General features: G+C 69.4%; 19 protein-coding genes. 10 read left to right on the top strand and 9 right to left on the bottom strand.

The window, feature by feature from the left end; all coding sequences use genetic code 11:
* The first annotated feature begins 423 nt into the window (after positions 1 to 423).
* Complete coding sequence (locus tag ACIBBB_RS35920; RefSeq protein WP_398989621.1) at positions 424 to 1,347, top strand: endo-beta-N-acetylglucosaminidase H; 924 nt, start codon at positions 424 to 426, stop codon at positions 1,345 to 1,347.
* 71 nt (positions 1,348 to 1,418) lie between these two features.
* On the opposite strand, the gene ACIBBB_RS35915 is transcribed toward ACIBBB_RS35920, so the two are convergent.
* The 3 genes from ACIBBB_RS35915 to ACIBBB_RS35905 form a co-directional block, all read right to left on the bottom strand.
* Positions 1,419 to 1,574 (bottom strand): 2Fe-2S iron-sulfur cluster-binding protein, encoded by a 156-nt coding sequence (locus tag ACIBBB_RS35915; protein ID WP_398989632.1) that lies wholly within the window; start codon positions 1,572 to 1,574, stop codon positions 1,419 to 1,421.
* Entirely contained in the window at positions 1,574 to 1,954 is a 381-nt protein-coding gene (locus ACIBBB_RS35910) for an FAD-binding oxidoreductase (RefSeq protein WP_398989629.1), read from the bottom strand. The genes ACIBBB_RS35915 and ACIBBB_RS35910 overlap by 1 nt, the downstream gene beginning before the upstream one ends.
* Positions 1,955 to 2,134: 180 nt before the next feature.
* Positions 2,135 to 2,551, bottom strand: a complete 417-nt coding sequence (locus ACIBBB_RS35905) for an SRPBCC domain-containing protein (RefSeq protein ID WP_398989619.1) — start codon at positions 2,549 to 2,551, stop codon at positions 2,135 to 2,137.
* A 617-nt stretch (positions 2,552 to 3,168) separates the two neighbouring features.
* On the opposite strand from ACIBBB_RS35905, the gene ACIBBB_RS35900 reads away from it, so the two are divergent.
* Positions 3,169 to 5,286, top strand: coding sequence for a SpoIIE family protein phosphatase (locus tag ACIBBB_RS35900; protein ID WP_398989617.1), 2,118 nt, complete (start codon positions 3,169 to 3,171; stop codon positions 5,284 to 5,286).
* Between the two features lie 168 nt (positions 5,287 to 5,454).
* Here ACIBBB_RS35900 and ACIBBB_RS35895 read toward each other — a convergent pair whose 3' ends face one another.
* Positions 5,455 to 6,228 carry a DUF3152 domain-containing protein gene (locus ACIBBB_RS35895; RefSeq protein ID WP_398989627.1) on the bottom strand — a complete coding sequence of 258 codons (774 nt, stop codon included), beginning with the start codon at positions 6,226 to 6,228 and terminating at the stop codon, positions 5,455 to 5,457.
* Here ACIBBB_RS35895 and ACIBBB_RS35890 point away from each other — a divergent pair.
* Entirely contained in the window at positions 6,121 to 6,705 is a 585-nt protein-coding gene (locus tag ACIBBB_RS35890; RefSeq protein ID WP_398989625.1) for a GerMN domain-containing protein, read from the top strand. The genes ACIBBB_RS35895 and ACIBBB_RS35890 overlap by 108 nt on opposite strands.
* A 348-nt stretch (positions 6,706 to 7,053) precedes the next feature.
* Here the strand turns inward: ACIBBB_RS35890 and ACIBBB_RS35885 are convergent, their stop codons facing one another.
* The gene (locus ACIBBB_RS35885) at positions 7,054 to 7,626 is read right to left on the bottom strand and encodes a TetR/AcrR family transcriptional regulator (protein WP_398989615.1); all 573 of its coding nucleotides are present in this window, start codon (positions 7,624 to 7,626) and stop codon (positions 7,054 to 7,056) included.
* 63 nt (positions 7,627 to 7,689) lie between these two features.
* Between ACIBBB_RS35885 and ACIBBB_RS35880 the strand changes: the two genes are divergently transcribed.
* The 4 genes from ACIBBB_RS35880 to ACIBBB_RS35865 all read left to right on the top strand — a co-directional run bounded on the left by ACIBBB_RS35880 (position 7,690) and on the right by ACIBBB_RS35865 (position 11,556).
* Positions 7,690 to 8,661: an SDR family NAD(P)-dependent oxidoreductase gene (locus tag ACIBBB_RS35880; RefSeq protein ID WP_398989613.1), complete on the top strand. Its 972-nt coding sequence runs from the start codon at positions 7,690 to 7,692 to the stop codon at positions 8,659 to 8,661.
* A gap of 179 nt (positions 8,662 to 8,840) precedes the next feature.
* Positions 8,841 to 10,172, top strand: a complete 1,332-nt coding sequence (locus tag ACIBBB_RS35875; protein ID WP_398989612.1) for a ferric reductase-like transmembrane domain-containing protein — start codon at positions 8,841 to 8,843, stop codon at positions 10,170 to 10,172.
* A 10-nt stretch (positions 10,173 to 10,182) separates the two neighbouring features.
* Positions 10,183 to 10,761, top strand: coding sequence for an FMN-binding protein (locus tag ACIBBB_RS35870; protein WP_398989610.1), 579 nt, complete (start codon positions 10,183 to 10,185; stop codon positions 10,759 to 10,761).
* A gap of 42 nt (positions 10,762 to 10,803) precedes the next feature.
* A complete protein-coding gene (locus ACIBBB_RS35865; RefSeq protein WP_398989623.1) occupies positions 10,804 to 11,556 on the top strand; it encodes an FAD:protein FMN transferase in 753 nt (250 codons plus the stop codon).
* Positions 11,557 to 11,891: 335 nt separating this feature from the next.
* Here ACIBBB_RS35865 and ACIBBB_RS35860 read toward each other — a convergent pair whose 3' ends face one another.
* From ACIBBB_RS35860 to ACIBBB_RS35850, 3 genes are all read right to left on the bottom strand, one after another.
* Complete coding sequence (locus ACIBBB_RS35860) at positions 11,892 to 12,875, bottom strand: BtrH N-terminal domain-containing protein (protein WP_398989608.1); 984 nt, start codon at positions 12,873 to 12,875, stop codon at positions 11,892 to 11,894.
* A 311-nt stretch (positions 12,876 to 13,186) separates the two neighbouring features.
* Positions 13,187 to 13,936 carry an SDR family oxidoreductase gene (locus tag ACIBBB_RS35855; RefSeq protein WP_398989606.1) on the bottom strand — a complete coding sequence of 250 codons (750 nt, stop codon included), beginning with the start codon at positions 13,934 to 13,936 and terminating at the stop codon, positions 13,187 to 13,189.
* 537 nt (positions 13,937 to 14,473) lie between these two features.
* The gene (locus ACIBBB_RS35850; protein ID WP_398989604.1) at positions 14,474 to 14,800 is read right to left on the bottom strand and encodes a plasmid stabilization protein; all 327 of its coding nucleotides are present in this window, start codon (positions 14,798 to 14,800) and stop codon (positions 14,474 to 14,476) included.
* A 465-nt stretch (positions 14,801 to 15,265) separates the two neighbouring features.
* Here ACIBBB_RS35850 and ACIBBB_RS35845 point away from each other — a divergent pair, with 465 nt between their 5' ends.
* A complete protein-coding gene (locus tag ACIBBB_RS35845; protein WP_398989602.1) occupies positions 15,266 to 15,733 on the top strand; it encodes a PGPGW domain-containing protein in 468 nt (155 codons plus the stop codon).
* Positions 15,734 to 16,065: 332 nt separating this feature from the next.
* On the opposite strand, the gene ACIBBB_RS35840 is transcribed toward ACIBBB_RS35845, so the two are convergent.
* On the bottom strand, positions 16,066 to 17,289 hold the full coding sequence (locus ACIBBB_RS35840) for a saccharopine dehydrogenase family protein (RefSeq protein WP_398989600.1): 1,224 nt from the start codon (positions 17,287 to 17,289) through the stop codon (positions 16,066 to 16,068).
* 132 nt (positions 17,290 to 17,421) lie between these two features.
* On the opposite strand from ACIBBB_RS35840, the gene ACIBBB_RS35835 reads away from it, so the two are divergent.
* Positions 17,422 to 18,168: a TetR/AcrR family transcriptional regulator gene (locus ACIBBB_RS35835; protein WP_398989598.1), complete on the top strand. Its 747-nt coding sequence runs from the start codon at positions 17,422 to 17,424 to the stop codon at positions 18,166 to 18,168.
* A gap of 252 nt (positions 18,169 to 18,420) precedes the next feature.
* Positions 18,421 to 19,152, top strand: coding sequence for an alpha/beta hydrolase (locus ACIBBB_RS35830; protein WP_398989596.1), 732 nt, complete (start codon positions 18,421 to 18,423; stop codon positions 19,150 to 19,152).
* The last annotated feature ends 309 nt before the right edge of the window (positions 19,153 to 19,461 follow it).

Below are 19,461 nucleotides of genomic sequence, written 5' to 3'. Positions count from 1 at the left end.
GGTATTTACGGGGTGCTGGCATGGTGCTGGTGGATCTCCTTCGCCAGGACCGTAACCCTGGCATCAGGGACTCCACAAATCTCAGTACAGCTCAAACCGGCGCTGAACCGCTTCGGAGGCGGAACTGAGGGCCGGACCGGTCGGGGCCAGCCCATGACCGGGAGGCTGTCGACAGACCGGCCCGCCGACGCCGCCTGGATGCGCGAGGGCCCGCCCGATCTCCCTCAGGAGCATGTCGGCCGTGGAATTGAACGCACCAACTCCCTTGCGCAGGCGCCGGGTTGAGATGGATCGTGCGTGGGAGTCGTGAGAGTTCGTGCAAGATTCCCGGGATTCGGTCATGGGGGCGGAAAACTCGGAGGGTTCACTCGGCGCTTTCGAACAGGCCGGGCGCCGACCCGTGCGATGGGAGACCGATCAACGATGTTCACTCTGGTACGGAGCAGAGTCCGGACGGCCGCGCTCGCGCTCTCGGTCGTATCGGCCCTTGCCTTCGGCACGACCGCCACGACCGGCGCGGCAGCGGCTCCCGCTCCCGCCCCCGCGAAACAGGGGCCGACCTCGGTGGCGTACGTCGAGGTGAACAACAACAGCTTGCTCAACGTCGGCAAGTACACCCTCGCCGGCGGAGGCGGCAACGTCTTCGACGTAGCCGTGATCTTCGCGGCGAACATCAACTACGACACGGGCACGAAGACGGCGTATCTGCACTTCAACGAGAACGTACAGCGCGTCCTCGACAACGCCGCCACGCAGATACGGCCGTTGCAGCAGAAGGGCATCAAGGTCGTCCTCTCGGTGCTCGGCAACCACCAGGGCGCGGGGTTCGCCAACTTCCCGACTCAGCAGGCGGCTTCGGCGTTCGCGAAACAACTGTCGGACGCCGTGGCCAAGTACGGCCTCGACGGCATCGACTTCGACGACGAATACGCCGAGTACGGCAGGAACGGCACCGGCCAGCCCAACGCCAGCTCGTTCGTGCACCTGATGACGGCGCTGCGCGCGAACATGCCGGACAAGGTCATCAGCCTCTACAACATCGGCCCGGCCGCGTCGCGGCTCTCCTACGGCGGCGTCGACGTCTCGTCCACGTTCGACTATGCGTGGAACCCGTACTACGGCAGCTGGCAGGTCCCCGGCATCGCACTGCCCAAGTCGAAGCTGTCGCCGGCGGCCGTCGAGATCGGCCGAACTTCGCAGAGCACGGCTGCCGACCTCGCACGCCGTACCGTCAGCGAGGGGTACGGCGTCTATCTGACGTACAACCTCGACGGCGCCGATCGCAGCGCCGATGTCTCCGCGTTCACCAGGCAGCTGTACGGCGGTGACGCCGTCTACACACCGTAAGGCCGAATCCGGTAGGGCCGCGCCCCGTGTCGGCCGCTCTTCCGACAACGATGTCGGGGTGCGGCCGAACGTCATGGCCACGTAGGGGCGGCGGGGGTGAGGAGATGCGCCGTGCCGCTCTTCACCGGTTGGCGGCAGGTGCCGCACGCGCCGGCGCGACATGCCGCGGGCTGCCCAGCCCGGCGACCTCGGCGAGGTCCAGCAGCGTTTCGTCGGGCCGGCGAGATCAGGGGGTGCCGTAGGGGCCGGAGATCAACAGCTTTTCACCGGGGCGCAGTTCGTGCAGCTGCGACGAGACGCGGCCCCGGTCGAGGCGTTTCACACTGACGCTCAGCTCGCCCGGGGAGGCGCCGGTGATCATGTACCAGCGCCACAGCGGCCCCTGCGCGTCGACCGTGTGCACGGCCGCGGTTGAGCCCCGCGTGGAGGGCGCCGTGTCCGTGGTGGTGCTCCGGCGCCAGTGCGAGGTGCGAGGTCGACCGGCGACCGGCGACCGCACCTGTCCTTCGGTCCTTCGGTGCACGGCAACCGCGTCCGTCAGTTCGAACAGCGCGTCGTCCCGGACGGTCAGACGGTCGTAGAAGTTGGTCCGGAACCCGGACAACACCGTCAAGGACTCGACGCGGGACAGCGTCGTTCAGGGGACTCACCCTCGCGGCCTTGGCATGATCAACAGCGTCTCGACGACGCACATGATCACACCAAGGCCGCACCGCTGTCGCACCGACCCGTCACTCACCGGTGGGCACTCAACTGCCCTTCCGGAAATGGACGTTGCACAGCAAGCTCAGACTGCTGCCAGGAAGGCGGTGAGGCCGTCCAGGAGCATGTTGCTGCCGAACTCGGACTGGTCGCGCTCCTCGGTGCTTTCGAAGGTCTGGGACAGGGTGATCCGGGTGTGGTCGCCGTCGGCGGCCAGGTCGACGTTCATCAGGGCGGGCTCCTCGCGGCCCGGAACGGTCATGCCGATCACCAGTCGCTTGTTCTCCACGACCTCGGCGTAGCGGCCGGACAGCGGGACGCGGGTGCCGCCGGGGATGACCATGACGGAACTCCAGGCGCCGCCGGGCCGGACATCGAGGACGACCTCCTCGGCGCTGGCCCACTGTCCGTACAGGTCGGCGCGGGTCCAGGCGGCCCAGACCTGCTCGACCGGGGCCTCCAGGGTGCGGGTGATGGCGTAGTCGAAACCGGCGGTGGTCATATCTGTCTCCCTCAGTTCGATCCCGCAGATGCGGGGTCAGGGTCTTTCACAGAGGACGTCGGAGCCGATCGCACGTTCTCGACACCGCCCGGAAGATTCTCTTCTCAGCTGCCTGTTGCCGTCCGGCGCGCCCCCGGGGCTCTCCCGCAGGGTCTCCATGACGCGGCAGCGGAAGCAGGCTTCACCCAGTGTGAAGATGGCAGTGCTCCCGAGGGCGAAGGGGTGTTCCGGCCCGAGAGGAATGTCGCCGGTGATGCCGGTGCTCTCACGGTCGTCACACCCCGCTTATGTGACCGAAAGCGGGGATGTGGACCGCATGGTCACCGCCTTGCGCGTGGCACGGCACATCGCGCACGCCGAAGCCTTGTCCCACCCGGTGAGCGCCTGCCGCATCGGCGCGGACGACGAGGCTGTATCGGTACGGATCTGCGCGCGTCCACGGTATCGACGGTCTGCGGATCGCCGACGCCTCGCTGGTGTGCCTGGGCCACAGAGATGGCCCTAGGGATACTTAGGAAGAAAACGTGACAAAATAGTCGTATCAATATCTCTCCGACGTCGGGGGCCAAGCTGTCGGTGGGATGACAGGGCCCTCGACGCGAGAGGTCGTACTGGGCGTGTATGAGGACGAAGGCGCCGCGGGGGAGGCATGGGCGGTTCTGGACCGCGAGGTGGTCCGTACGGCCCCAGCCGTTGGGTCCCACCTTGCGAGTGTCTACCTGTACGCGCCCGGAAACGCCGTGAGCATGGCGGTGGGCACCGGGATGGCCGCACGCATGGCGTGGCCGTGGTGGCGGTGGGCACTGGCGTCCGACGTCCCAGTGGCCGAGGCGATCCGGGAGTGCCACCCGGTGTGGGTCGGCGGCCAGCAGGAGATGGCGGAGCGCTACCCCCGTGCGTCGCTGGCGTTCCCGTTTCCGGCCTCCATGTACGTTGCCCCGTTGGTCCTTGACGGCACCTGCTGGGGAGCGTTTCTGTTGGTGTGGCCCGCAAGCCGGATGTCCCCGCCGTCCGGGCGCGAGGAACGCCAGATCAGTGGCTCCTGCCTCCGTATGGCCGAAGCGCTGCGCCGTGCCGACGAATCCGGCGAGCCGCTGCGGCCCGGGGACGAACCGCGCTCGCTGCCCCTACCACCGCCGTTGCACAGTGACCCGGGGCTCGAACTTCTCGAACGCCTGCCCGGCGGGATCCTCGGGCTCGATCTGGAAGGCCGGGTGACATTCGTGGACGCCACGGCCGGTGAACTGCTTGAGCGTGACGCCGAAGGGCCGCTCGGCATACCCATCTGGGAGGTGCTGTCCTGGCTGTGGGACCCGGCTGCCGAGAATGCCTATCTGTTCGCGACCGTCAGTCGCCGTCCCACGAACTTCACCGGCCAGCGTCCCGACGGCACGTGGCTGGCGTTCGTGCTGCACCCCGGAGAAACGGGCGTCACCATGCAGATCGCGGCGCCTGAGGTCGCTCCCGAGGGGGAACAGAGCCTTCGCGATCCGCCGGTCTCCGTCCCCGCCCATAGCCTGTTCCGACTCCTGCACCTGATCTCCGCACTGGCGGAGGCCACCGGCGTCCAAGAGGTCGCGGAGTCACTCGTCGAGCAGATGATGCCCGTCCTCGACGCACAAGGGCTTCTGCTGCTCATCGCGGACGAGGGCCGCATCCGTGTTGTCGTCTCCCACGGCTTTCCGCCGGCGATCACCGAACATATGCGCGATCTTCCGCTGAGTGCCGGCACGGAGGGAGTGCAGACCCTTGAATCGGGTGTCGCCAGTTTCCACACGGACAACACCGCACTTCGTCGGGACTTTCCGGACATCGAGAAGCAGGTGGCGATGAGTGCGTACGCCTTCCTGCCGCTGACTGTCTCCGGGCGCACCATCGGAACGTTCGTGCTCGGATACGACAAGCCGCGCCAGTTCCCGCCGGAGGAGCGCGCCGAGCTGACCTCGCTGAGCTGGATGATCGCCCAGGCACTGGAGCGGGCCCGGCTCCACGACGTCAGCGCCGGGGCCGCGCGGGGCCTTCAGGTGGGGCTGCTGCCGCGGACCCTGCCGATCGTGGAGGGCCTGGAGGTTGCCGCCCGCTACCGCGCGGCGACCCACACGCTCGACGTCGGCGGTGACTTCTACGACGTGATCCGGACCGGCGAGGACAGCGTGGCCGCCGTAATCGGGGACGTACAGGGACACAGTGCTTCCGCGGCGGCCCTGATGGGACAAGTCCGCGCCGCCGTACACACTCACGTGCAGGCCGGCGCGCCACCCGAGGACGTCCTTTTCCGTGTCAACGGGCTCCTGACGGACTTCGGCGGAGACCTCTTCGCGAGCTGCGTCTGCGCCCACCTCGACCTGCCCCGCCGCCGCGCCTTGGTGGCCTCGGCGGGCCACCCGGCGCCGATCCTGAGCCTTCCCGAGGAAGGCAGCCGGGTCTTGGACCTGCCGGAGGGCCTGCTGCTCGGCATCGACCCGGACATCGAGTACCGCTCGGCCGAGGTCCCGCTGCCGCCCGGAAGCCTGCTCGTTCTGTACACCGACGGACTCATCGAGCGGCCCGGCATCGACATGGGATCAGCCATGAGGGATCTCGCGGACCACATCGCGCAGACGCCGCCGGGCACACTCGACGGGCTGTGCGAGAACCTGCTCTCACGGTCCGACGAAACGATGCGAGAGGGACGCGGTGACGACGTCGCGCTCCTCCTGCTCCGTCCCTCCAACCTGGGCACGTCGATTCCCTGAGCCTGTCGCCGTGTTGCCAGATGGTTCGCCCACACCGCCATCCAGATCCACCGCATCCTTGCCGACACGCCGACACGCCGACACGCCGACACGCCGACACGCCGACACGCCGACGCCCGGCAACGGCGCGGCCCGCGAGCAGCACCGCGCGCCGTTGCCGGGCGCCGGTCACGGCATGCTCGGGCCTCTGAGGTAGACGCCACTGGTGTTGTACGGCCAGGCGTTGGCCCGGCATCCCTGCAGACCGTCTATCTGCTGCATCATCGCCGGAGCCGGGCGGCCGGGGCCCGGGCAGCCCTCGTGGCCGTGGCCGATCCGGTGGCCCACCTCGTGGTTGATGATCAGGGCGCGGTACTCGGACAGTGGGCCGGGGAACTGAGGGGATCCGGTCAGCCAGCGTTTGAGGTTGACGATCACCTGGTCGCCCACGTTGCAGTTGACCTCTCCCCGCGTGTGCAGACCCGCGGCGCCGCAGATCTGGTCCACCGTGTCCGGCGTCGCGATCTTCACCTCGAAGTCGATCGGTCCGGAGGAGACCAGTTGGAAGCCGTCGTGGCCGTTCGCGGTCCACCCGCGCCGGTCGCCGAGAATGTCCGTTATCTCTTTCGCCGCGGCGGACGCCGATATCCCGGTTCCTCCTTCGACCTGCACGGTGTACCGGCGGATGGTGCCCTTGCCGACGGGGCCGCCGTCCGCGGCGGCCGTGCTGAAGATCCCCGTTCCGCTCTTGGCCACTTGGTGACCGGTGGACGACTCCTTGGCACGCGGCGAGGACGCGGACGCCGAAGGGGAGGGTGACGAGGACCCGTCGCCGGGTGTCCGCGGCGGCGGAGAGTGCCGCCCTCGGGGGTCGTCGAGGTCGGTGAACCGGCCACCGGCATGGCGCTCTCGAACGCGGTCTACTTCCTCGACCGCGCGGGGCGGGAAGCAGGGGACGCGCAGCCGGACGACGGAGTGGCCCTGCGCGCGGTGGCCCGTGACCGTGTCCCCGGTCTGGATCCGGTGACCTCGGCCGTACGACAGCTGCTGGCCGGTCCGACCCGCGCGGAATCGGAGGACCTCGCGACCGCTCTGCCCCCGAACACGCCCCGGCCGGACGTCACCGTCGGAACCGACCGCGACGCCGACAGCGTCGTGATCCGGTTTCCCGCCGGTACGCCTCCGCTCGGCGCCGCCGCGCTGCGCCAACTCTCCTGCACAGTCGGGCTGGCCGTCCGCGCCGGATCGACGCGGTGGACGGGAGGCACGGGGGGTGCGGGGGGTGCGGAGGGCGAGGGCCGGACGGCGGCGACGTCGTCTCCCTCACGCGGAACCATGCCCGGCGTCCCTCCGTGGCCGACGGCCCCGAGGGCCCGGATCATCGTGGAGGGCGCAGGTGGGTCACCCGCGCCGACGATCGATTCGTGTCCTCCGTCCTAGGGCGTGTCTCGCAAAGTCCCGCCTGGCCCGCGACGCCTGGCACGGCACCTCGCCGCGTTGTCTTCAGTCGGCCACGTACGTCCGGTCCATCCACAACGCCGATCCTCCGCCTCGCGATGCACCGCACCAGCCGCCGTGGGCCCCGCCCTGCGGGCGGACGGCGCTCCTTCGCGGACACGCCCCAGTCGTCGCGATCCCCTCGGCGTGCGGTGCGAGGTGCCCGGTGCGGGGATGACGTCGCGGGCCGGACTGTGATTCCGCCTCGACGGGCGGGCCGTCCGTCGAGGCCGAGACGACCGCGGCCTTACGAGGCGACCGGGCTCTCTCGCGCGGCTTCGGTAAGCGCCTTCAGCGCACGAGGAGATCGATAGCGATCTTTAGTCGTTCGAGGTAGAACTCCCGCGACGCGGCCTGATGCTTGAGGCCGATCGATGCGCTGATCATCGTCTGCGCCAGAGGGGAAGCCGCCTTCCGCCCTGCCTCGACGGCGATGGCGTCTGTGATCAGTTTCTCGAAACGTCGCGGCGTGGTCCTGGTGATCTCTCCGAGGAGGTCGGGGTTGTCCTCGATGACTACCGCGATATCGCGTGTCAGCGGGCCGATGTAGCGGGCGGCCCACTGGTCGAAAGCTTCGACAAGGCGCTCTGGAAGGGGTCGGCCGGTGTCGGCCAGGACGTCTTCGACCGCTGTGATGTCCCGCTCCAAGGTCTGGGTGACCGCGGCACGGAACAGAGCCTCCTTCGAGGAGAAGAGAAAGTAGAGCCCGGGCCGGGAGATGTTCGCCGTCCGTGCCACCTCCTCCATCGAGGTTTTCCTGTAACCGAATCGCGCGAACGTGACCATGGCGGAGTCCAGCACCATGGTTCGCCGGTCGGCATCGGCGACTGTCGACGGCCCGTGGCCGGCATCGGGAGTGCTCATGAGATGAGCATACGAGCCAGGCTCGTACTATACAAATCAAGTCTAGTGCGTATAGTCGCCGCCATGACTACTCGCGAACCGATCTCCACGCCCTTCACCGCCGCCAGCACCGCGGACGAGGTGCTGCGGGGCATCGACCTCACCGGCGTCCGCGCGATCGTGACGGGAGGATCCTCCGGCATCGGGATCGAGACGGCTCGCGTGCTGACCGCTGCCGGGGCGGAGGTGACGCTCGCTGTCCGGAACACGACGGCGGGTGACGCCGTCGCCGAGTCGATGGAGAAGTCGACCGGGAAGATCCGGCCCCGAGTTGTCCGGCTCGACCTCACCGACAGGACCACCGTCACGCGCTTCGTCGACGCGTGGGACGGCCCGCTTCACCTGTTGATCAACAACGCGGGCGTGGTCACCGGGGGCCTCGAACGAACCCGTGAGGGCTGGGAGCTGCAATTCGCGACGAACCATCTCGGCCACTTCGCCCTGGCCACCTGCCTTCACGACGCCCTGGCGCTGGGAGCGCACGACCGCGACGGAGCACGGATCGTCTCGGTCAGTTCGACGGCCCACATGCGTTCCGGCATCGACTTCGACGACCTCCACTTCGAGCGGCGCGGCTACGACCCGCAGATCGCCTACGCCCGGTCGAAGACGGCGAATTCTCTATTCGCCGTCGAAGCGACCCGCCTCTGGGCATCCGACGGCATCATTGCCAATGCGGTGAACCCCGGCGGTGTGGCGACGGGACTCCAGCGGAACTTCACCACGCAACAGAAGGCGTCGCTCGACGCGGCCGAGGCGGCCGGGGTCTTCAGTTACAAAACGGTCGAGCAGGGGGCTGCCACCAGCATCGTCGCGGCCGTCGCCCCGGAGTTCGCTCACTCCGGAGGCCACTACCTCGACGATTCACACGAGGCCTACACCGTCCCGAACCACGCCGACCTCGCACAGCACCCGCACGGCGTCAAGGAATGGGCGCTCGACCCCGCCACCGCCAAGCGCCTCTGGAGGGTGTCGACCGACCTGCTGCGCGTCTGACCGTCGGCGCTCTACGCCTTCGGACGCCGCCGCGTGAGGGCAGCGTTGGTCGACTATCCACGGACCGCTCCGCGATTGAACTCGCCCTCGCTCAAATCCGTATGGACGGGCACCGAGGAGAATCGAGGAGTTGTCCCTTGGCGATAATGCACAACGGCCGAGCCGCCAGACGGCAGACCATGCGCGCGATTCGCCCGCAACGGCAGGGCGCACGCCCGTTGTTGGCGATGTGGTGGGCGGGCGCGATCGGCGTCATGGCCCTGTGGTGGCAGAACACGCCCGTCGTCCACATCGACCTGGCTGAGTGGCTGCTCGGATCGGGCCGCCTCACCGGACTGCTCGGCGGCTACACGATCGCGGTCGTCGTCCTGTTGATGGCCCGGGTCCCGGCGCTGGAGCGGCGGGTGGGCTCGGACCGGGTGGCGCGCTGGCACGCGATGAGCGGCCGTTTCGCCGTCAGCCTGGTGCTCGCCCATCTCCTGCTGACCGTCGGAGGCTATTCCGTCCAGGCCAACACCGGTTTGGTGGAGCAGACCCTGATCATCGTCCTCGACTTCCCCCGGATGATCGAGGCGACCATCGGCACCGCGCTCCTGCTGATGATCGGCTTCATCTCCGCGCGGGCGGTGCGCCGGAGGATGCGCTACGAGATCTGGTACTACCTGCATCTGCTCACCTACGTCGCGGTGTATCTGTCCTTCTGGCATCAGCTGGCCGCCGGCGCCGAGTTCGTCGCGAACCCGACAGCACGCACCCTCTGGTACGTGCTCTACGGCGTGGCCGGTCTCCTGCTGATCTGGTATCGCGTGCTGGCGCCGATCCGGCTCAACCGGCGCCATCGCATGCGGGTCGAGAGGACGGTGTACGAGTCACCGGGCGTGGTCTCCGTCCTCATCACCGGGCGCCGGCTGCACCGGCTCGGCGCGCAGCCCGGCCAGTTCTTCCGCTGGCGGTTCCTCACGGACGGGCTGCGCTGGAGCTCCAATCCCTACTCCCTCTCGGCGGCGCCGCGCCCCGATCTGCTGCGGATCACCGTCAAGGCGAACGGTGAGCACAGCGAGGCCGTATCGCGGCTGCGGCCCGGCACCCGGGTCTGGGCGGAAGGACCGTACGGAGCGATGACGGCGGCCCGGCGTAGCCAGGAGAAGGTGCTGATGATCGCGGGCGGTGCCGGTATCACCCCGATGCGGGCGCTGTTCGAGACGCTCCCCGGCGAGCCCGGCGACCTGACCCTGCTCTACCGGGCCAGCAAGACGGAGGACCTGGCGCTCTGGGGCGAGCTTCGGCAGATCGCCGCGGCGCGCGGCGCGCGGCTGCTGTACGCGGTCAACGGACCGGACGGGGTCCGGCCGGAGATCACTCCGCAGCGGCTGCTTGAGCTGCTGCCGGACATCGACGACCACGACGTCTATGTCTGCGGGCCGACCGGGCTGGCCCGCCAGTCGTACGAGGCACTGCGCGAGGCGGGTGTGCCCGACCGCCGTATTCATCATGAATCCTTCGAGATGTGAGAGACAGCCGATGAAGAGGAAGCATCCGCTCCGGCGGATCATGCTCGGTGCCGCCGCGACCACGGCGGGCATCGTCCTGCTGCTTGCCCTGAAGCAGCCGGGCGGGTCGTCGGTGGCGGGAGTTGCCGCGCCGCCCGCCGGTGGGGTGGTGGCGTCCGTGCCTGCGGCCGAGGGGGCGGGCGGCGCCCCGGCCGCGGGCGAGGTCCCGGCGCCGGACGGTGCCCCGGCCGACGACGCGGCCCCGGTGGGCGAGGCGCCCCCGGCGGGGGCGCCCGCGAACGAGCCCCCGCCGGCCGGCGACGCGGCCCCGGCTCGGCGGACGGTGCTCGGTGACGCGGTGGACACCCAGTACGGCCCCGTACAGGTGGAGCTGACCCTCAGCGGCGGAAGAATCGTCAAAGCGGAGGCGCGTCAGGCACCCGACTCCGACGCTCAGAGCAAGTCGGTCAGCGCCAACGCCGTACCGAAACTCAACCAGGCGGCGGTCACCGCGCAGAGCTCGGGGATCGACGCCGTCTCCGGTGCCAGCTACACCAGCAAGGGCTATGAGGACTCGCTCCAGAGTGCCCTCGACAAGGCCGGGGTCTGAGTGGGGACCGGCGGCGAACGGCTGCGCCATGTCGAGGAGTCGATGGGCACGGTCTTCTCGTTCGACATCCGTGGCTCGCGGGACGGGGCCGAGGTACGGGCCGCGCTCCGGGCTGCCGTGCTCTCACTGCACCGTACCGACGAGATCTTCTCGACGTACCGCCCCGACAGCCAGATCACGCGGCTGGGGCGGGGCGAACTGGACCGTTCCGACTGTGCGCCCGAGGTCGTCGAGGTCTTGGAGCTGTGCGCGGCGGCGGAACGGGAGAGCGAGGGATGGTTCACGACCGGTTACGCGGGGGGACTGGACCCGACAGGACTAGTGAAGGGCTGGGCAGTGGAACGCGCGGCCCGAACCATCGCCGCCGCCGGTGCCGGCGGGGTCTGCCTCAACGGCGGCGGCGACGTCCAACTGCTGGGCGGACCGTGGCGGGTGGGGATCGCCGATCCGCTGCGTCCGGGCGCGCTGGCGCTGGTGGTCGAGACCCGCGGCGATCTGGGGGTGGCCACCTCGGGTCCGGCCGAACGGGGGTGCCATGTCATCGACCCCCGCACGGGCGAGGCCCCGGTCGGCGGCCTCGCCTCGATCACGGTGGTCTGCCCGGCAGGGCTGACCACCGCCGACACCCGGGCGACGGCCGCGTACGCCATGGGTGACCGGGCCCGGGACTGGCTGGAGGCCCTGCCGGACACGGAGGGCTTCGCGGTCACCGCCGACGGCTCCACCTGGGCGACGAGCGGATTCCACCGGCATACGGCCGCGGTGAACGCTTGGCCTCGGCGGGTCCTCGGGTGACTGTCAGGCGCGTTGATCGTTCCGTTCCATGTGGGGCGGGGTGACTTGCCGCAGGCGGAATGGGCCCGGCTGGAGCCGCCTCTGCGCCAAGCCTCGATCCGACTCCTGCTCCACGCGTGACCCGCCGGGCAGGCCCCCTGGGCCGTGTCTGACACATAGTGCCGTCCGCCCGCAGGGCGGGCGCGTGCCCGCCGCGGAGGGCTGATGACTCGTCGGTGCGTGCGATCGCAAGGCGGAGGATCATTCTCGTACTGGACGTACGTGGATGAGTCCGACAACGCGGCGAGCGTGCGTGCCGGGCGTCGCGCGCCAGGCGGGTCTTGTTCAGACACGGCCTAGAGCATGCTGAGCGCGTGCATCGCGTCGCGTTCGATGCGCGAGAGCTCGTGGAGGATGGAGCCGGCCTGCATGAGGTTCCGCTCGTCGCCGGATTCGCCTGCTGTCGCGACGAGTTCGGCCACCTGTGTCCAGAGGGCGGCGGCCTCGGTATACAGGCTGTGGCCGGTGCGCAGGCGGCTGCTGTCGATCAGCTGGGCACACTCGGCGAGGAAGTCCCGGTAGAGATTGCGGAACAGGGCGCCGCCGGTGCCGGCCCTCTCCATGAGCACAGCGGCCCGTGGCAGGTCCTCCCGCGGATTGTCGCTGCGCTGAAGCCACTTCGGCACTTGCCTGGCGGTCTTCTCGATGCCCCGGTGGCCCAGATTCGCGATGGGCGGGTTCAGGAAGGCGTCGGCGCAGGTCCTGATCGCCGGGATGATCCGGTCCTGCGGTGACGTCGGGCCGCTGGGCGCCGTGATGGTGAAGGAGCGGTGCTTGGCGCTCATCGGGCCGCGCTCGGCCCTGGCCCTGGCCAGGTCGGCGAGGCTGGTCGAGACGGCTCCGCCCTGCGGGTCGGTGTCCACCAGGCAGGCGTCCTGTTCGTCGTAGCCGTACATGGCCACGACGTGCCCGCCGAAGTGCACCCTGGTGCTGAAGTAGTCCAGGTGGTAGCTGTCGAGCTGAAGGCCGACCGGCCGACCGGCGTCGATGGGTGCCGCCACGTTCTGCCATGCCTTGCGCGGGGAGGTGGTCTCCCGGACCAGCAACTCGAGCCCGAGCGCGGCGGCCAGGTTCCTGGTGAGCCCGAAAGGCTTGACCCGGCCTCCCAGGAAGGGGAAGCCCATGGCTTTGCTGTCCCAGTAGATGAAGGACAGCCCGGAGCCAAGTCCGAACAGCAGGGGTTCGGACAAGTCCAGTCCCTCATGCCGCAGCAGCACGCCCAGCGCCGTTGTCTCGCAGTGCCGCATACCGCGGACATCAATGTCTTTCACCATGGTCATGCCGTTTATTCTTCCTCCCTCACCAAACGACAACGCCACAGATGGACGCGGCGGGCCACCGCGTCCGAGGCATGATCCGCCGGACAGGTCCCGGCCTGGTCCAATTCCTCGGGCGCCGCCGCGCCGTTGCCCACTTCGCCCTCGCGGGTCGCGCGGAGCGGCCACGAGGTGCGTCGGAGCGGAAGGTCTTCGACGGGTCTACGTCCGCGACCGGGATCACCGCGCGCTCCGACGCCGCGCGCCTGTTGTGCGGCAGCCCGCCTGAGGCGCGCGACAGCGGGTGTCGCAAGCACTCCGCGGTCCAGTCTGAGTCAGGGGGACAGCAGTTGCTGGCCGCCGTCGATGTCGTACGTCGCGCCCGTCATGGCTTCGTTGCGCATGATGTGTACGGCAAGAGCGGCGATGTCCCCTGGCCCGACGACCCGTCGGATGGGGAGCGAGGCGCGGAGTTCTTCGCGCCGCGCTTCGAGCTGTTCGCCCAGGAGCGAGGCCGACAAGGGTGTGTCGACGAATCCGGCGGCGATGAGGTTCACCCGGATCGGCGCCAGTTCGAGTGCCAGGTTCGCGGTGAGGGCCGGGAGCGCCGCTGTCAGCGCCGAGGTGACGGCCCTGCCCTTGCCGGGGCGCCTGGCGCCGGTGCCACCGATGAACAACAGTGTTCCCGCGTCCCGGACTCTGCCTTGGCTGTACTTGGCTATCCCGAGCGTCATGGAGAGGCGTTCGCCGAAGTGCCGACTGGTCTGCGCCAGGTCCATGTCGGCCAGAGGCGCGTAGGACGGACCGCCGGCTGTCGATATGACGTGGTCGACGGTGTTGGGGAGTTCACTGAAGAATTGCTGGAGGCGGTCGGTGTCGGTCGCGTCGAAGGACATGGTGCTCAGCGGTTGGACTTCCTCCGCCGCTCGCTCAAGTCGCCGCGGGTCTCGCCCTACCATGACGACCTGGCCGCCGAGCGCGCGGACTTGACGAGCGGTTTCGAGTCCGATTCCCGAGCTTGCGCCTATCACCACAACGGTCTGGTCGGCCAGTTCCTGTGGTTGGTTCGGCTGGCTGCCCGTCATCAGTGCCTCCCATGCTCCGGTCGCGGCAACGAGGTGGCGGAGCCGGAGAGGTGTGCCGTCCGGCGTCCGGCCCCGACACCGGGTTCGGCCCCAGGGCAGCTTCGCCGGAAACGAATGCCGGACCGGTTACATTCGCGGCCGGGTTGAAGGCTGGCGGACCGCCCGGTCGTGATGCCCGCCTCAGCGTGTCCGGCTTCCGAAAATACCTCGCATGGCTGACCACCACCACCGGGAACCGCGTTCAGTCAGGGCGGGCCTTCGCCAGGGCGTCAGCACGATCTCACGCTGAAGAGCGCGACCCGACGTCGGCGTCGCACCGGCCGTCCCGGCTGACCGATCCACCCGCCGATCTTCAGGGTCTCACCGCATCCGCTGCTGTGACGGGGGACAGCTTGCGGCACGCGACGCGCTGGCGGCGGCCCAGACGCTCAGTTCTCTGGGCACACGGCCTACGGATTGCTCGGGCGGGGGCTCGATACCGGCGTCAATCATGCCCTTACCGCACGGCTGATCCATCGGACTGGTTGACCGACGAGCTCAGCGGCCCACTGCCTCGCGTAGTTGCTCCTTGTTCATGGACGAGCGGCCTTCGACGTTCTTTTTCTTCGCCTCCGCGTAGAGCTGGTCCCTCGTCGGGCCCTGGGGCCCGCTGTGGGAACGCTCGCCCCCGCGCTGGGAGGCGGACTTGGGGTCTCGTGTGGACGTCTTGCTTGCGGACCTGGCCTCACCCGACCGGGCGCGTTCCTTGTTGACTGTGCGCGAGGCGATTTCCTTCGCGCGTCCTTCCGACGTACCGCGCTTCTCCGCACCTTCCTTGATGTGTTCGTACTGCCGTTCTCGCTTGGGACTGGATCCTGCGGGCACGATGTGCCTCCTTTTCGTCCTGTTCGGTGGGACTGCTAGGGGTACCCCCGCAGCCACTCCTTCTCACACGGAGGAACGGGTGCCCATGGGGCCGTCTCCCATACGTGCCACCCGCCGCGGGTCACGGCAGACCGGGGCGGCATGACCCCCGAATGGCGGTGGCGGATACCTCGGACAGACCTGCGGTCAGAGACATCTGCTCGGCAAGGGCATCGGCCACGTGCCGCACAAGGACCCGCATATTACGATCGCCCCCACGGCACACACTCACTGGCCAGACACCTTACGAACGACTCCGGCAGAAGCCCAGAACCCACTGTCATGGCCTGCGTCAGCCGTACACACCCAAGATTCGCCCCGCTACTTCACGAGTCCCGCCCGGAGGGTTCCCCGCCTCCTGCTTCATCTCGACCCGGCGCGGGGCCGATACCCCGAAGGGCGGAGCGGACCGCGATTTCCCCCTCCATGACCGCACAAGGCAGGACGCCCGTCCCTGTCCCGTCCGGGGAGACCAGAGAGGTGAGTGAGGTGCACAGACAAACCGCTCTACGTCGAGGGCTCGCGCTCGTAGCAGGAGTGGCGCTGCTACTCGTTGGTATCGCACTGCTCGTCCTGCCCGGTCCGGGCCTGCTGCTCGTGCTCGCTGGGCTACTGGTCCTTTCTGATCAGTTCCCCGCCCTGGCTCGCTACGTCGACCCGGTACGGGAGCGCGCCATGCGCGCGGCCCAGGAAAGCGTCGCCTCCCCGGTTCGGATCACCGGAGCCGCCCTCACCGCGGCAGCTCTTCTGGCGGCCGGCCTGTTCTGGGGCCTGATGCCTGAACTGCCCTTGGGCGGCTGGCCTACCGGTGCTGGGTTGATTCTGTCGAGTCTGCTCCTTGTCGCCCTGTTGGTGTACAGCTACCGCACGATGCGTGGCAGCCGCAGCGGTTAACGGGTGGCGGAGACCCGCCACAGCCGCCCGTGTCCCCGAGCGACCATTCCCTCACCCGGGAAGGCCCGGCACGACGCGACGGCTCAGGGGGCGGCGGGCGCCATCGAGGAACGCGAGTACGGTCTCCGTCACCGCCGGTGTGTGCCCGCCGCGGGGCCTCGCGAGGACGGGATCGGACACCAGCCTCGGTTGTCGTCCCCCTTGAGTTCTCGGGCCATCCAGTGCGGCCCGTACTCCGTACCCGGTGGGGAAGCAGGCGCGCAGCCGGCCCGGCCTGGGGCAGCGTCCGCTACGGGATCGTGGCTCACGACGGTGCCGGACCCGGAGCGCCGTCAGTTCTCCTCACGCAGGCCCCACGGGGAGCCGTACGCGGTGAGGAGGTCGAGGAACGGGCGGGGCGGCAGGGCCTCGGGGCCGAGGACCCCGCTGCCGGTCCAGACGCCACCGGCGATCAGTTCGAGGGCGACGACCGGATTGATGGCGGTCTGCCAGACCACGGCCTGGGAGCCGTACTCGCGCATCGACCACTGGTTGTCGACCACGTGGTAGAGGTACACCTCACGCGCGGCACCGTCCTTGACGCCCCTGACCCAGGTCCCCGCGCAGGTCTTGCCGGACATGCGGTCGCCGAGCGTGGCCGGGTCGGGCAGGCAGGCCGCGACCACATCACGGGGCGAGACCTGGACCGGCCCGCTCCGCCCGGGGACCGTGACCTCGGCGGTGGAGTCCAGACCCAGCTCGTGGAGGACCTTGAGCTTGGCGATGAAGTCGTCGCCGAGGCCGTACTTGAACGTCACCCGCCGCGCGTCGACCCAGCGGGGGATCAGCAGCACCTCCTCGTGTTCCACATTGACGCACTCCACCGGGCCGATTCCCTCGGGAAAGTCGAAGACCTCCGGCTCGCTGAAGGGCGCGGTGGTGAACCAGCCGCGCTCCTTCTCGTAGACCACCGGCGGATTGAGGCATTCCTCGATGGTGGTCCAGATGCTGAAGGAGGGGGCGAAGTCGTAGCCGTCCACAGTCAGGTCGGCGCCGTCCCGGATGCCGATCTCCTCGATCTCGTCGAAGAGTTCGTCGGCCGCGTACCGCGCGAAGACATCGGACAGGCCCGGCTCCACACCCATGCCGACCAGAGCCAGGCGGCCCGACCGTTCCCACTCGCCGGCCAGCTCGAACTGCCCGTCGCCGAGCTTCACACCGCAGCGCTCATAAGGGTGAGTGGTGTGCGGCGAAGACAGGGACATCGCCATGTCCAGGTAGTGCGTGCCCGCCGCGAGAGCGGCCTGGAACAGCGGCATGACGAAACGCGGATCGGTGGCGTTGAGCAGCACATCGCACCTGTCCTCGACGAGTACCTGGCGTACGGCTTCCTCGTCGGAGGCGTCCAGGCGCCGCGCGGTGAAGCGGTCCCCGCGCTTGCCCAGCGCGGCGACGGCCGCCTCCGCCCGGGAGAGGTCGTAGTCGGCCACGGTCACGTGGGTCAGGAAATCCCGGCGGGCCCCGATCCGGGTGATGGCGGTTCCGACGCCGCCGGCGCCCACGAGCAGTACACGCATGTCGCACACCTTTCGTCCCGGCAGGCCGGCGCCCGCCGGTGCCCGATGCAACGGGATGGCACCGGTTAGGGTCAACAGCGTTGGCATAAGGTCGCCTGGTGGGCGGCTGAAAGAGAACAGAGGAGGAACGCGATGCCGAAACAGGTGGTGCCTGAGGAGGCGCGACGCAGGCGTCGTCCGACCCGGCGAGGCTCCGTACTGTCCGAGACACTGATCGTGCACACCGCGCTGCGGGTGCTGAGGGAGCACGGCAGCACCGGGCTGACCGCCCGCCGGCTGGGCGCCGCCCTCGGCGCCGACCCGACCACCCTCTACCGGTACTTCGCGGGAATGGACGACCTGACCCGGGCCATCGGCGAGGAACTCATGGGACGGGCGCTGGACAACTGGACGGCCACGGAGCACTGGCAGGTCGACCTGCGCGCCCTCGGGCTCGCCATCCACTCCTCCTACCTCGCACATCCGCAGGCCGCCGTACTGACCGCCAGCCGGGTCACCGGCAGACCCCGGGAGATCGCGGTGGACGAAGCGATCCTCGGCGTCCTGCGCGGCGCGGGCTTCCCCGACGCCACGGCAGTCCGCGTCTACCACGCCTTCATCGACTCAAGTCTGGCCTTCGCCGCCTTGGACGCGGGATCGCTGGCCCTCACCGACGAGGCCCGCGAGACGGACGAGGAGATGTGGAGCTCCACGTACGCCCGGCTTCCCGCCGCCACCCACCCCCACATCGCCGCCACCGCACGACTGCTGGTCGGCCGCATGACACACAGCGTCTACCCGGTCGTCCTGGACACCCTGCTGAACGACGCGGCAGCGCAGCTCACGACCGCCGCCCGACGCCGCCGGGCCGCCGAGGACCGCGCCGAGCGGAGCACGTGACGCGGCGCGCAGCTCCTCAGCTTCGGCGAGCAGGCGAAACGGCCACGCACCGTGGCATCCGGCCACGGAGCCTCCGCGAAAACCCGTTGGCGGACCAAGGCGAGCGCCGCTAATCTTCCGGAGGCCGTGCGAGAGAACGAGGAGGTGGTACCCGTGAACGCAGTATCGACATGGGTGCTCCCCTCCGGGGTCACGGTCGGGCGACAGGTCGTCCGGGAGCGCCGTATATGAGCACTCCCGAAAGGCACGACCATGCGATTCACTTCCGAACAGCGCCTTGACGACGGCGTCTTCGAGCGCGAATTCACCCTCGGCGAGATCCCCGGCATCCTGTGGACGCCCGCATCCGCGCCGGCGCCGCTGATCCTGATCGGCCACCCTCCCCTCGGGCTGCACAAGATGTACCCCCGGCTGGCGGGCCGGGCCCGGCACTACGCGGCGGAGCACGGCTTCGCCGCAGCCACGATCGAGCTCCCCGGGAGCGGTGACCGGCCCCGTTGGGCCGCCGCCGAGCAGGCCCGCGCCGATCTGCGCCGGGCGATGGAGGCCGGCGAGCCGGTCGGCGACGAGATCGTCGACGCCCTCATCCTCCCGCTGGTCGAAAAGGCGGTCCCGGAATGGCAGGCCGCCCTGGACGCGCTCCTTTCGCTGCCGGAGATCGGCGGCCCGGTCGGGTTCGAGGGGGGAGTGATCTCCATCGGCATCCGCCTCGCGGTGGTCGAGCCGCGCATCGCGGTTGCCGGCTTCTTCGCCGGGAGTTTCGTGCCCGCCGCCATCTTCGAGACGGCCCGCCGGGTCACCATTCCGCTACGGGTCCTGTTGCAGTGGGACGACGAAGGGAACGACCGGCAGGCGGCCCTGGACCTGTTCGACGCCTTCGGCTCCAAGGAGAAGTCCCTGCACGCCAATCTCGGCGGGCACACCGGCGTCCCACGGTCCGAGATGGAGGACGGGGCTCGGTTCTTCGCCCGGCACCTGAGGTGAGGCCGGGCCGTCAGGCCGGCAGCAGACGGTAGGCGCTGCCGGCCATGATGCCGTCATCGAGGACAGGCCCCGGCCCTCCTCGATGGCGGTGGCCGGCAGATGCACAACCGCCCCGCCGCCGGTTCCACCTCCAGGGAAACGCCGTCGCGACCCGGTCGGGGCGATGGCGAAAGTGCACCAGCCGTCCCCACACAGCTGATCAAGATGGACCGCCCCTGGTGGTGACAGCCCCCGGGGGTTACTGCGGCTGGCCGGCCCCCCGCAAGCCTGGGCTCGGCGGCGACGGCGACCGCCGGGTCCGAGCGACGC

It is taken from the genome of Streptomyces sp. NPDC051217, from assembly GCF_044455465.1.
Lineage (GTDB): Bacteria > Actinomycetota > Actinomycetes > Streptomycetales > Streptomycetaceae > Streptomyces.
The sequence above is the reverse complement of the archived record's forward strand: the minus strand, read 5'-3'. Positions and strand labels throughout refer to the sequence as shown.

Excerpts from the sequence above, each read along its gene's own strand:
- ACIBBB_RS35885 (WP_398989615.1), bottom strand. The coding sequence starts at position 7,626 with ATGAGCACTCCCGATGCCGGCCACGGGCCGTCGACAGTCGCCGATGCC.
- ACIBBB_RS35875 (WP_398989612.1), top strand. The coding sequence starts at position 8,841 with ATGCGCGCGATTCGCCCGCAACGGCAGGGCGCACGCCCGTTGTTGGCG.
- ACIBBB_RS35840 (WP_398989600.1), bottom strand. The coding sequence starts at position 17,289 with ATGCGTGTACTGCTCGTGGGCGCCGGCGGCGTCGGAACCGCCATCACC.
- ACIBBB_RS35835 (WP_398989598.1), top strand. The coding sequence starts at position 17,422 with ATGCCGAAACAGGTGGTGCCTGAGGAGGCGCGACGCAGGCGTCGTCCG.
- ACIBBB_RS35870 (WP_398989610.1), top strand. The coding sequence starts at position 10,183 with ATGAAGAGGAAGCATCCGCTCCGGCGGATCATGCTCGGTGCCGCCGCG.
- ACIBBB_RS35830 (WP_398989596.1), top strand. The coding sequence starts at position 18,421 with ATGCGATTCACTTCCGAACAGCGCCTTGACGACGGCGTCTTCGAGCGC.
- ACIBBB_RS35855 (WP_398989606.1), bottom strand. The coding sequence starts at position 13,936 with ATGACGGGCAGCCAGCCGAACCAACCACAGGAACTGGCCGACCAGACC.
- ACIBBB_RS35880 (WP_398989613.1), top strand. The coding sequence starts at position 7,690 with ATGACTACTCGCGAACCGATCTCCACGCCCTTCACCGCCGCCAGCACC.
- ACIBBB_RS35920 (WP_398989621.1), top strand. The coding sequence starts at position 424 with ATGTTCACTCTGGTACGGAGCAGAGTCCGGACGGCCGCGCTCGCGCTC.
- ACIBBB_RS35845 (WP_398989602.1), top strand. The coding sequence starts at position 15,266 with ATGACCGCACAAGGCAGGACGCCCGTCCCTGTCCCGTCCGGGGAGACC.
- ACIBBB_RS35860 (WP_398989608.1), bottom strand. The coding sequence starts at position 12,875 with ATGACCATGGTGAAAGACATTGATGTCCGCGGTATGCGGCACTGCGAG.
- ACIBBB_RS35905 (WP_398989619.1), bottom strand. The coding sequence starts at position 2,551 with ATGACCACCGCCGGTTTCGACTACGCCATCACCCGCACCCTGGAGGCC.
- ACIBBB_RS35865 (WP_398989623.1), top strand. The coding sequence starts at position 10,804 with ATGGGCACGGTCTTCTCGTTCGACATCCGTGGCTCGCGGGACGGGGCC.